This window comes from Mycobacterium syngnathidarum (assembly GCF_001942625.1).
GTDB lineage: Bacteria > Actinomycetota > Actinomycetes > Mycobacteriales > Mycobacteriaceae > Mycobacterium > Mycobacterium syngnathidarum.
In genome coordinates, this window is the sequence record NZ_MLCL01000089.1 from 611,731 (window position 1) to 622,886 (window position 11,156).

The following is an 11,156-nucleotide window of genomic DNA, read 5'->3' on the forward strand; positions in this document are numbered from 1 at the left end:
GGCTTTCCAGCAGGAAAAGTTCGAGTAAGGACCCGCCGGAATGCTGTTTCGGCGGTGTCTACCTGCGGCGGCTCTTCTTACGCGGCGGAGGCAACGCGCCCTCGGCACGGAGCCGGGCAGCGTGCTCGGCCAGCGCGTCGACCAGCGGTCCCACCGCGGCCGACTCGGGCTGAACATCCACCCGCAGGCCGAATTCCGCTGCGGTTTCAGCGGTCTTGGGGCCGATGCAGGCCACGATGGTTCGGGCGTGCGGCTTGCCGGCGATACCGACCAGGTTGCGCACCGTCGAGCTGGAGGTGAAGCAGACCGCGTCGAACCCGCCGGTCTTGATCATCTCGCGCGTCTGCGCCGGCGGCGGAGCCGCCCGCACGGTGCGGTAGGCGGTGACGTCCTCGATCTCCCAGCCGCGCTCACGCAGGCCCTCGGCCAGCGTCTCGGTGGCGATGTCGGCACGCGGCAGCAGCACCCGGTTCACCGGGTCGAACACCTCGTCGAACGGCGGGAACTCCTCCAGCAGGCCCAGCGAGGACTGCTCCCCCGACGGCACCAGCTCAGGGTTGATACCGAACGCGCGCACCTTGTCGGCGGTGGCCTGTCCGACGCACGCGATCTTCACACCCGAGAACGCCCGCGCGTCGAGACCGAACTCGTTGAACTTCTCCCACACCGCACGCACGGCATTGGTCGAGGTGAACACCACCCATTGGAACCGGCCGTCGACCAGACCCTTGACCGCGCGCTCCATCTGCGCGGGGCTGCGCGGCGGCTCGACGGCGATGGTCGGTACCTCGATCGGCAGGGCACCGTGGCCCACCAGCTTGTCGCTCATCTCGCCGGCCTGATCCTTGGTGCGCGGCACCAGCACGGTCCAGCCGTACAGGGCGCGGCTCTCCCACCAGTTCAGCTTGGCCCGGTTGGCCACGGTCTTGCCGATGGTGACGACCAGCTGGCCGACCAACGGCCCGGCCAGCTCGCTGCCCGCCGGCTTCTCCAGCACGGCCTTGTCGGTCAGCCCACCGAGCGTGGTCTCCACCGATCGCTGCTGGCAGGTGGTGCCGCTCGCGGTCACCACCGCCGGGGTGCTGTCGACCAGCCCCTGCTCGATCAGCGTGCGGGCGGCATCCGGCAGGTGCGACGCCGTCGCGTGCAAGATCAGCGGCCCGGGTGCGGCGGCCAGCGCCGCCCAGTCGACGTCCCCGCGGACATCGGCCACCGTGTGCGCCGAACCCAGCGGCAGGCCCGCGTAGGTCGGCACCGCGCTGGTGGCGGGCAGTCCGGGGACGATCTCGAAGTTCACGTGGGACTTGGCCAGCGCACCGATTTCGGTGATGACGGCGTCGACCGACAACGGGTCACCGGCGACCAGGCGCACCACGTCGTAGCCGTGACGGGCCTCGGCGACCAGCGTCTTGGCCACCTCGGCTGGATCACCGAGGGCCGGGCGGACCTCGGGCCCACCGGAGATGACGGCGGCCTGGGCCGCGTCGGGACTTCCGGCCGCATCGGCGGCCGATGCGTCAGCGGCGGCGTCGGCCTTGCCCGGCGTAGCCGGGGCCGGGCCGGACGCGGGCGGCAACTCGGTGCCGATCAGCGCCAACACGGCTTCTGGGACGTCGGGATCGGTGAACACCAACTCGGCGTGCGCCAGCACGGCTTGCGCCCGTGCCGTCAGCAGCCCCGGATCTCCCGGGCCCGAGCCCACAAATGTGATGCGGCCGGGCTTCGCCTTGCGACCTCGCATGGTCATTCTTCACTCCCGCGCTCTACCAACAGCTCGCGTGCACCCAGCTCGAAAAGCTCCGCGGCCACCGAGACACCCAAGTCGGCGGCCCGATCGGGAGTTCCGATACCGGACGCACGGATCACGTCGGATCCGTCCAGCGTCGCTACGCAGCCGCGCAACGACAGCTCCTCGAAGACATTGCCGTCCTCATCGATCGACTCGACCACTTCTGCGATCGCGCCAACCGGTGCGGAACAGCCCGCCTCCAGTTCGGCGAGCAGGATCCGTTCGGCGGTGACCGCGGCGCGCGTGTCGGTGTCATCCAACTCCGCCAGCACCGAAATCAGCTCGGTGTCGCCGGCACGGCATTCCACCGCGAGCGCACCCTGAGCCGGAGCTGGCAACATCTGCACCGGCTCGAGCGACTCGGTGACCTCATCGAGTCGTCCGATACGGGCCAGACCCGCGCGGGCGACCACGATGGCGTCGAGATCACCGCTCGTAACCCTGTTCAACCTGGTATCTAGGTTGCCTCGTAGGGGGCGGATTTCCAAACCGAGACCCAGTGCTCTAAGCTGCGCGGCCCGTCGCGGGCTCGAAGTGCCGATCACGGACCCCGAAGGCAACTCGCCGAGCACCAATCCGTCGCGTGCCACCAGCGCGTCACGGGGATCCTCGCGGCGCGGGACGGCGGCGATCACGAACCGTTCGTCGCGCGCGGTGGGCAAATCTTTGTAGGAGTGCACGGCCATATCCACCCGGCCGTCGTGGATCGCCTCGCGTAGCGCGGCGGTGAAGACGCCCACTCCGATCTCGGCGATGGGCCCCTGGTTGCGGTCACCCTCGGTCGAGATGATCACCAGCTCGCAGGCGTGTCCAGCCGCCAACAAAGCGTCCCTGATGGTGCCGGCCTGCGTGGTCGCCAGCAGGCTACCCCGGGTGCCGATCCGGATTACCGTATCGCGCGTGTCTACCAAGCTCTACTCAGACTTATCGAGATCTGTTGTCATGAAAGGCAATTCGCTGGCCGCCACAGCTTCGACGGCCTGCGGATCGAGTTCGAACAGCTCCCGCAGGGCCTCTGCGTAGCTGTCCCCGCCAGGCGCGCTGGCGAGTTGTTTCACCCGCACCGTGGGTGCGTGCAAAAGCTTGTCGACGACACGGCGGACCGTCTTGGCCACCTCGTCGCGGTGCGTCGCGTCCAGCCCCGGCAGCCGGTTGTCCAGCCGCAACAGCTCGGCCTCGACCACGTCGGCGGCGCGCTGCCGCAGCGCGGTGACGGTCGGGGTGACCTCGGCCATCCGCTGGCCGGACAGGTAGTTGGCAACCTCGGTGGCAACGATCGTGCGGGCCGCATCGGCGTCGGTGGCCGCCGCCCGGGCCGACGGTTCGCGCTGGATCCGGTCCATGTCGACGACCCAGACCCCGGGCAGTCCGGACACCGCCGGATCCACGTCGCGCGGCATCCCGAGGTCACAGATCACCAGCTGCCGGTCGCAGTCGACGGCGTTGCGCTGAGCCAGGGCATGGTGCACGTCGGCCAGGGACACCACCGGACGCACCGCGCCGGTGCTGCTGACCACGACATCGGCATCGGCCAGGGCTTCGTCCAGATGGTCCAGGGACCAGGCCTGCGCCCGCACGCCCTGCTCGGTGAGATTCTCGGCGAGGCGCTCGGCCCGCGGCAGCGAGCGGTTCACCACGTGAACCCGGTCGATCCCGGCCCGCACCAGGTGCGCGCCGGCCAGCGCGCCCATCGAGCCCGCGCCGATCACTGCGGCGGTACGCCCGGCGAGCCCGCCGCTGAGTTTGGTCTCGGCCATTCCGAGGGCCACCGAGACGACGGACGCGCCCGCGGCGTCGATGCCGGTCTCCGAATGCACCCGCTTGCCGACGTTCAGCGCCCGCTGGGCCAGCTCGTGCAGGGTGCGGCCGACGGTCTGGTGTTCCTCGGCCGAGGCGTAGGCGCGACGCACCTGTCCCAAAACCTGGGCCTCACCGATGACGGCCGAATCCAGGCCGCTGGTCACCGCGAACAGGTGCTCGACGGCGGCCTCGGCGTAACGCACGTAGGCATATTTGGTGAGGTCGTTGAGCGACATGCCCGAATGCTCGGAGAGCACCTGCCCGATGATCGACAGACCGCCGTGGAAGGCCTCTACCACGGCGTAGATCTCGACGCGGTTGCAGGTGGACAGCACCATGGCCTCGGTGACCAGCGAGGATCTGAGCACCTCGTCGATGATCTTGGCCTGATCGGACTCGTCAGTGCTCAACTGCTCGAGAACAGACACCGGCGCGCTGCGGTGCGAAACCCCGAATAGCAGCACACTCACGGCTTCATCACCACGTCACCAAGGTAATCGTTTCCCGCCCGCCCACCAAATTTCACCTGTGGGTTTCATCTGGTAGGCACCTCCGCCCGAAGCTGCTGTTCGTCGACATCCCAGTAGCTGTGTTCGGTGCCGTTCAGCAAAATCACCGGCAACAGGTCGCCGTAGCGGGCCCGCAGGGAGGCGTCACCGGCCGCGGCGGCCTCGTCCACGTCCGTGTTCACCAGCTCGAAATCGAGCTCCTCGCGCAACACGGCCAACTGCCGGGCCGCCCGCTCACACATGCTGCAACCCGCCCTGGTCAGCAACGTCACAGTGTTCCCCCCGCCGTCCCCCCCGCCGGCCCGACTGCCGCCACCCGCCTGCTCACGCTCCACACCGCCAGTATCCGGGCTGTGTGACTTAGGGTGACAACGTGCCCGAATCCGGTAGTGCCGATGCGCTCGAACAGGAGCTTGCCGCCGAGGCCAGCGCCGAACTCGCTGTCACCGAGCTCGAGTCCGACATCGACCCCGTCGGGACGCCCGCACCGCCACCGGATCTCACGGCCGCCGCGTTCTTCGACGTCGACAACACCCTGGTCCACGGATCGTCACTGGTGCACTTCGCCCGTGGCCTGGCCGCCCGCAAGTACTTCACCTACCGCGACATCCTGGGCATCGTCTATGCGCAGGCCAAGTTCCAGTTCACCGGCAAGGAGAACAGCGACGACGTCGCCGAGGGCAAGCAGAAAGCCCTGGCCTTCATCGAGGGCCGCTCCACCGCCGAACTCGTCGAACTGGGTGAGGAGATCTACGACGAGATCATCGCCGACAAGATCTGGGCCGGAACCCGGGCACTGGCCCAGATGCACCTGGACGCCGGCCAGCAGGTGTGGCTGGTCACGGCGACCCCATATGAGCTGGCCGCCACCATCGCCCGGCGGCTGGGCCTGACGGGTGCGCTGGGCACCGTCGCCGAGTCGGTCGACGGGGTGTTCACCGGCCGACTGGTCGGCGACATCCTGCACGGCACCGGGAAAGCCCACGCGGTACGGTCGCTGGCCATCCGCGAAGGCCTCAACCTGCGCCGGTGCACCGCCTATTCGGACAGCTTCAACGATGTGCCGATGCTGTCGCTGGTCGGTACCGCGGTGGCGATCAACCCCGACGCCGCACTGCGCGATGTGGCCAGGGAGCGGGGCTGGGAGATCCGCGATTTCCGCACCGCACGCAAGGCGGCGCGGATCGGTGTCCCGTCGGCCTTGGCGCTCGGCGCACTCGGCGGCGCGCTGGCCGCCGCCGCCTCTCGCCGCCACGACATTCGCTGAGTGGGCGAGGTGCGCTGGTAAGCTGCCGCGGCGGGCCACGTCAGCGGGCCCCGCAGCCATGCACGTTTGTGCGCAGCGCGCACGCATACCGAACAGCGCAGGGAACATGAGCATCGCCGCAAACATCATCGGGACCCACTACCGGTACCCCGACTACTTCGAGGTCGGCCGGGAGAAGGTCCGCGAGTTCGCCCGCGCGGTCAAGGACGAGCATCCGGCGCTCTATGACGCCGAGGCCGCCAAGGAGTACGGCCATGACTCGGTGGTGGCGTCGGTGACGTTCCTGGCGGTGGCCGGTCGACGTGTCCAGCTGGAGCTGTTCGACAAGTTCGACATTCCGATCAACCTGGAGCGGGTGCTGCACCGCGACCAGAAGCTGATCTTCCACCGGCCGATCATGGTCGGCGACAAGCTGTGGTTCGACTCGTACCTCGATTCGGTCATCGAGTCGCACGGCACCGTGATCGCCGAGGTGCGCGCCGAGGTCTCCGACGACGACGGCAATCCGGTTGCCACGAGCATCGTGACCATGCTGGGCGAGGCCGCCATCGACGAGGCCGACGAGATCAGTTCACAGATCGCCGCGGCACGTGATGCCGCGATCGCCAAGATGGTTGCTGGGCAAAAGTCCGGCGCATGATTTTTCTCTCCGCGAGCCCTTGCGCTCGCGGTGAAAACGTCAGCCGAAGAACATGTTTCGGCGCCCCGCCAGGAGCTGATACAGCGTGTGCTGAATGGTCTCGCGGACCTGGTCGGTGAGCTCGAACGTGATCATCGGGTCGTCGGCGGCGCTCTCGTCGTAATCGGTCGTCTCGATCGGCTCGCCGAATTGGATGTGCCACTTCGACGGCAACGGCACCAATCCGAGCGGGCCCGCCAACGGGAACAGCGGGGTCACCGGGAAGTACGGCAGACCGAGCAACCGGGCCAGCAATTTGACGTCGGCCATCATCGGGTAGATCTCCTCGGACCCGACGATCGAGCACGGCACGATCGGCGCCTGCGCACGCAGAGCTGCGGAAACGAAGCCACCGCGGCCGAACCGCTGCAGCTTGTAGCGGTCCTTGAAGTTCTTGCCCAGCCCCTTGAAGCCCTCGGGGAACACCGCCGTGAGCTCACCGTTGGCGAGCAGTCGGTGCGCGTCGGCGGTGCAGGCCATGGTGTGCCCGGCCTTGCGCGCGGCCTGGCCGACCATCGGCAGGTCGAAAACCAGATCAGCGGCCAGCAGACGCAGATCCCGATTCCCGGGGTGGTGATCGTGCACGGCCACCTGAGTCATCAGCCCGTCGAAGGGCAGCACCCCGGCGTGGTTGGCCACCACGAGCGCCGCGCCCTCGGCGGGCAGGTTCTCGATGCCAGACACCTCAACCCGGAACCAGGACCGGAAAAACGTTCGCAGCAAAGGCAAGAAGATTGCGTTGGTGATGTGCGGGTCGAACCCGAACTCGTCCACCGAGTAGGCACCGGTCATGCGGGTGCGAATGAATTCCGAGACTGCCGCGATGCCCTTGACGAGTTCGCTGGGGCCTTCGTCGGCCGCCGATTGACCCGAAGCGCCGCTGCGCCGCTGATCGATCTCCCGCACTACCGCGGCGATCTGCTCCGCCGAGGCCCGGCTACCCGGATCGGCCAGAACAGACGGATGCCTGCGGGCGCTGTCAGACCGGGCCGCAGCCCGGCGCGCAGCTGAGGAACGGCTCGAGTTCCCATGTAGCGGAATAACTTTCGCCTTGGATTCACCCGCCACGTCGATACCTTCTCCCACCCCGGATAGAGCCAGTCTTTAATATCCCAAACGCTGCGCCACCCCCACGGCGCGACTCTCCATTGAGCGTACCCATCGCGGATCGAGTATCGGAGTCAATCCGCGACCGCGGACGTAGTCGTCGAATGCTTCGGCGGTCGTCCACTTGGGACTGTAGCCCAGAACCCTGTGCATTCGCGTAGTGTCCATGACCCGGCCGTAGCTCAGATAGTTCATCTGGTCGCGGTCGAGTTCGGTGTAACGCGTTGCGCGACTGAGCGAATTGATCGCCGACAACGCCCCGCTCGGAACCGGAAGCCGGACCCGTCCCGACCGCCGGATCGCCTGGCTCATCATGATGATGCCCGAAGCCCCGATGTTGAACGTGCCCGACCGGCCGGCCATGGTTGCGCGCTCCAGGGCACCCAGGGCGTCCTGTTCGTGCAACAACTGCAACCGCGCGTCGTGACCGACCACCGACGGAACCACCGGCCCCGCCAGATACCGCGACAACGCGGTGTCCATCGCCGGCCCGATCATGTTGGCCAGCCGAAGGATGGTCACGTCGATATCCGGACGGCGCCGGGCCAGCCCGCGGGCATAGCCCTCGATGTCGATGCTGTCGCGGGCGAACCCGTCGCCCGGTGGACGGCGAGCACTGCTCTCCTCGCTGAACATCACCGGGTCACGTGAGCTCGAGCCGTACACCTCAGAGGTTGACTTGAGCACCACCCGGCGCACCGACGGCGCCTTCTGGCAGGCGGCGAACAGTTGGATCGCACCCATCACGTTGAGTTCCTTCAACGTGGCCCGGCCGCCGGACCGCGGCGCGTAGGAGGCCGCCGCGGCATGCACGACAGTGTCCACGTTCCCGTTTCGGATCACCTTGGCGATGAACGGGTTGCGGATGTCGGCCCGAACGAATTCGGCCCGCCCCATCCGACGCATGAGGTCCTTGCTCGGCACCACCGCATCCACCGCGATCACATGCTCGATCGACGGGTTCTGCGCCAGCCTGGCGGTCAGATAACCACCGAGGAACCGGCACGCACCCGTGACCAGAACCACTTTCGGAGCGGGCGCCGCGCTTGCGGACTGCGTTCCATCCGAAGAGTCCGCACCAGACGACCCGGGGACTCCCGTCGGGCGTCCCCCCGACCGACCATCAGAATCCATCGGCCCAGCCTAGCGGCCGCAGCAGTCGACTACTTGCCGAGTTTTCTACGCTGCACCCGAGTACGGCGAAGCAGCTTGCGGTGCTTCTTCTTCGACATACGCTTACGCCGCTTCTTGATGACTGAGCCCATAAACCCCGGTGTCTCCGCTACTTAGCTGATGGTTGACCCGGTTACTTTACCCGGGCCGACCACCGAAACGGAAAACGCCAGCCTGCTCGGGCGGCTCAGCCCGCTGCGGCGCCCGCCTAGCCGGCGTCGAAGTACGAAGACTCCAGCAGATCGTGGACCGCCTTGGCGTGAACCCGAAACGATCGGCCCACTCGAACCGCAGGCAGTTCGCCGTTGTGCACCAACCGGTACACCGTCATCTTCGAGACCCTCATCAAGCTCGCCACCTCGGCGACCGTCAGAAATTGAGCCCGAGGCTGACCGTCGCCAGCATCCCGCGCCGATGGCCCGTTCATAGACGTCATCGCAACCCAATCAATCAGGCACAGGCAGTTCCAGCGGCTTCCCCACCGCTGGCACCGACCCGCGCATACAAAGGGAGAATAGCGTGGCGGGTGGGGTTACTGCGACGGGTGTGGGCTAATCAGTTGGAATTAATCTAATTACTCAGATGTAATTCCGAGCTGCTCAGAGCGCGTTTTCGCGGCCTGAACGGCGCTGGAGACCGCCGCCCGCAGTCCCCCGCGCTCGAGTTCGCGCAGCCCAGCGGCGGTGGTCCCGGCCGGCGAGGTCACCATCGCCCGCAACTGGGCCGGTGTGGTGTCCAGCGCAGCGCCTCCGGTCGCATTCACCTCGTCGAGACGTTCCAGCAGCATTGCCGCCGAGCCGGCCATCGTCTGGACCGCCAGATCGGTCCCCACCGCACGCGACAGACCCGATTCCACGGCCGCATCCACCAGGGCCTCGACCATCAGGAAGAAGTACGCCGGACCCGAGCCGGACACTGCCGTCACCGCATCCAGCTGTGACTCGGCGACCGTGATCACACCGCCGACCGCATCGAAGATCGACGAGACCTCCTTGAGCTGGTCCGCGGTGGCGAACCGGCCCGGCGCCAGGGCACTCACGCCGCCGCCGACCACGATCGGCGCGTTGGGCATGACCCGGATCACCGGCGATCCGGCCGGCAGCTTGTTCTCGTAGTACGACGTGGCCACGCCCGCGGCGATGGAGACGAACACCTGCTCGGCGGTGTCGCTCTCGGCGCGTGCCGCCGCCTCCGCGATCTCGTCGATCACCTTCTCGACATCACCCGGTTTCACCGCGACGACCACGTAGGTGGCGTTCTCGGCGGCCGCAACCACCGAGGCCACCTGCACCGAATACTTCTCCGACAAGTACTTGGCCCGGTCCGGAAACTTCTCCGCGACCACCATGTCCTTGACCTGCCTGCCAGCCCGTAACAGTCCCGACAGCAGCGCCTCGCCCATGCTTCCGCCGCCGATTATCGCGATTCTCGACATGGGCGACAGCATTGCATGTCCGCGCGCGCACATGGACGCCTGCGGGTTTGACGTGCTCCCCGCCATGAATGGCGGGGATTCCCGTGCGGCTATGCCGCGGTTGGGGTGCTTCCTGCTTCATCGCCTCGCGCATCCCGTGTGTTGGGAGGACTTACCGAGGCTCCACAGGCGTTTAGTCTCTCTGCCCGCCCGGCAGCGAGAATGATCTTGGCGGCGTTGTGGTCGCGGTCGTGGACTACCTCGCACGCCGGGCACATCCATTGCCGGATCTGTAGTGGGAGTTCGTCGAGGCGGTGCCCACACCCGGGTGTAGAGCAGGTTTTGCTCGATGCCAGCCACCGCGACACCGGGTGCACGCTGCGCCCGTAGAGGTCGGCTTTCTCGCCAATGATCCGCACGAACTGACCCCACCCCGCATCGCTGATCGCGCGCGCCAACCGGCGGTTTTTGACCATGCCCACGATGTTGAGGTCTTCGACGTGGATCACTTGGTTGTCGCGAACCAACACCAAAGCCTGCTTGTGGTGATAGTCCCGCCGAGCACGGGCGACTTGATTGTGCGCGACGGCCACCTTGCGCCGCGACTTGTCCCTGTTGGCTGATCCTTTCTGCCGGCGAGATTTCTCCCGCTCCAACCGCCGCAGCTTGCGCAGCTTGCGGCCCAAATGCTTCGGATTGTCGATATCCGACCGCCCGCCATCGGTGGTGGCGGTCGTGGCCAACCTCGTGATCCCCATATCCACCCCGACCTCTTGCTCGACTACCGGCAGTGGTGAAGCCGGCACCTCGACGACGAAGCTGGCGTAAAACTGGCCATCGGGTTCGGCGATGATCGTGACCGACGATGGTGTGCTGGGCAGATCCCGTGACCAGCGCACCCGCACCTCGCCGACCTTGGCCACAAACAGCCGGCTGTTGGCGCGGATCGAGAAGCCGTTGCGGGTGAGCCGAAACGACTGCCGGTGATCCTTGCGCGATTTGAACCTGGGACGACCGACCCGCCGGCCCTTGCGTTTCCCGCTGCCCGAGTCGAAGAAGTTGCGCCACGCGCGGCGCGAGTCGTTGACCGACTGCACCAACGCCACACTGGGCACTTCCGACAGCCAGGCCCGCTCGGTGGTGGTCTTGGCCGCAGTGATCACGCGCCGCTGGATCTCGCTGTCCGACAGCTTCACCCCGGCCCGATACGCCTCGTCGCGCACCCGCAGCGCGTCGTTGAACACCACCCGAGCGCACCCGAACACCCGCGCCAACACCTGTTGCTGGGCCGGTGTCGGTTCGATGCGATACCGATAACGCATCTGCATACCGCAACCGTAGAGATGCCCACTGACAACAACGACCTATCGCCGCACCCGCCACAGCGTGTCGCTGCTGCACGCCCACCTGGTGTTCGT

General features: G+C 67.1%; 12 protein-coding genes. 2 read left to right on the forward strand and 10 right to left on the reverse strand.

Translation table 11 applies throughout. The features are described 5' to 3' along the window. Positions 1 to 58: 58 nt before the first annotated feature. The 4 genes from BKG60_RS28880 to BKG60_RS28895 all read right to left on the reverse strand — a co-directional run bounded on the left by BKG60_RS28880 (position 59) and on the right by BKG60_RS28895 (position 4,433). Positions 59 to 1,747 carry a bifunctional uroporphyrinogen-III C-methyltransferase/uroporphyrinogen-III synthase gene (locus tag BKG60_RS28880; protein ID WP_070186766.1) on the reverse strand — a complete coding sequence of 563 codons (1,689 nt, stop codon included), beginning with the start codon at positions 1,745 to 1,747 and terminating at the stop codon, positions 59 to 61. Further along, entirely contained in the window at positions 1,744 to 2,700 is a 957-nt protein-coding gene (gene hemC / locus BKG60_RS28885; RefSeq protein WP_070945899.1) for a hydroxymethylbilane synthase, read from the reverse strand. Before hemC ends, BKG60_RS28880 begins: the two co-directional genes overlap by 4 nt. A gap of 3 nt (positions 2,701 to 2,703) precedes the next feature. Next, the gene (locus tag BKG60_RS28890; RefSeq protein WP_075910287.1) at positions 2,704 to 4,059 is read right to left on the reverse strand and encodes a glutamyl-tRNA reductase; all 1,356 of its coding nucleotides are present in this window, start codon (positions 4,057 to 4,059) and stop codon (positions 2,704 to 2,706) included. A gap of 65 nt (positions 4,060 to 4,124) precedes the next feature. After that, entirely contained in the window at positions 4,125 to 4,433 is a 309-nt protein-coding gene (locus BKG60_RS28895; protein WP_120765056.1) for a glutaredoxin family protein, read from the reverse strand. A 38-nt stretch (positions 4,434 to 4,471) separates the two neighbouring features. Between BKG60_RS28895 and BKG60_RS28900 the strand changes: the two genes are divergently transcribed. Continuing rightward, a complete protein-coding gene (locus BKG60_RS28900) occupies positions 4,472 to 5,365 on the forward strand; it encodes an HAD family hydrolase (protein ID WP_070185193.1) in 894 nt (297 codons plus the stop codon). Between the two features lie 106 nt (positions 5,366 to 5,471). After that, entirely contained in the window at positions 5,472 to 6,005 is a 534-nt protein-coding gene (locus BKG60_RS28905; protein ID WP_019343970.1) for an FAS1-like dehydratase domain-containing protein, read from the forward strand. Positions 6,006 to 6,044: 39 nt separating this feature from the next. Here the strand turns inward: BKG60_RS28905 and BKG60_RS28910 are convergent, their stop codons facing one another. The 6 genes from BKG60_RS28910 to BKG60_RS28935 all read right to left on the reverse strand — a co-directional run bounded on the left by BKG60_RS28910 (position 6,045) and on the right by BKG60_RS28935 (position 11,066). Next, positions 6,045 to 7,118 carry a lysophospholipid acyltransferase family protein gene (locus BKG60_RS28910; RefSeq protein WP_371726382.1) on the reverse strand — a complete coding sequence of 358 codons (1,074 nt, stop codon included), beginning with the start codon at positions 7,116 to 7,118 and terminating at the stop codon, positions 6,045 to 6,047. A gap of 30 nt (positions 7,119 to 7,148) precedes the next feature. Next, positions 7,149 to 8,285, reverse strand: a complete 1,137-nt coding sequence (locus BKG60_RS28915; protein WP_075910289.1) for an SDR family oxidoreductase — start codon at positions 8,283 to 8,285, stop codon at positions 7,149 to 7,151. Positions 8,286 to 8,314: 29 nt separating this feature from the next. Beyond that, positions 8,315 to 8,416 carry a 30S ribosomal protein bS22 gene (locus tag BKG60_RS28920; RefSeq protein ID WP_003402602.1) on the reverse strand — a complete coding sequence of 34 codons (102 nt, stop codon included), beginning with the start codon at positions 8,414 to 8,416 and terminating at the stop codon, positions 8,315 to 8,317. A gap of 116 nt (positions 8,417 to 8,532) precedes the next feature. Next, positions 8,533 to 8,760, reverse strand: a complete 228-nt coding sequence (locus BKG60_RS28925; RefSeq protein WP_003882954.1) for a cell division/environmental response transcriptional regulator — start codon at positions 8,758 to 8,760, stop codon at positions 8,533 to 8,535. Between the two features lie 138 nt (positions 8,761 to 8,898). Then, complete coding sequence (gene proC / locus BKG60_RS28930; protein WP_120765067.1) at positions 8,899 to 9,759, reverse strand: pyrroline-5-carboxylate reductase; 861 nt, start codon at positions 9,757 to 9,759, stop codon at positions 8,899 to 8,901. Positions 9,760 to 9,848: 89 nt separating this feature from the next. Beyond that, the gene (locus BKG60_RS28935; RefSeq protein ID WP_070945250.1) at positions 9,849 to 11,066 is read right to left on the reverse strand and encodes an RNA-guided endonuclease InsQ/TnpB family protein; all 1,218 of its coding nucleotides are present in this window, start codon (positions 11,064 to 11,066) and stop codon (positions 9,849 to 9,851) included. Positions 11,067 to 11,156: the final 90 nt, after the last annotated feature.

What these genes read in the sequence shown, in the direction of transcription:
- BKG60_RS28905 (WP_019343970.1), top strand. Translation starts at nt 5,472, where the DNA reads ATGAGCATCGCCGCAAACATCATCGGGACCCACTACCGGTACCCCGAC.
- BKG60_RS28935 (WP_070945250.1), bottom strand. Translation starts at nt 11,066, where the DNA reads ATGCAGATGCGTTATCGGTATCGCATCGAACCGACACCGGCCCAGCAA.
- BKG60_RS28880 (WP_070186766.1), bottom strand. Translation starts at nt 1,747, where the DNA reads ATGACCATGCGAGGTCGCAAGGCGAAGCCCGGCCGCATCACATTTGTG.
- proC (WP_120765067.1), bottom strand. Translation starts at nt 9,759, where the DNA reads ATGTCGAGAATCGCGATAATCGGCGGCGGAAGCATGGGCGAGGCGCTG.
- BKG60_RS28925 (WP_003882954.1), bottom strand. Translation starts at nt 8,760, where the DNA reads ATGACGTCTATGAACGGGCCATCGGCGCGGGATGCTGGCGACGGTCAG.
- BKG60_RS28915 (WP_075910289.1), bottom strand. Translation starts at nt 8,285, where the DNA reads ATGGATTCTGATGGTCGGTCGGGGGGACGCCCGACGGGAGTCCCCGGG.
- BKG60_RS28920 (WP_003402602.1), bottom strand. Translation starts at nt 8,416, where the DNA reads ATGGGCTCAGTCATCAAGAAGCGGCGTAAGCGTATGTCGAAGAAGAAG.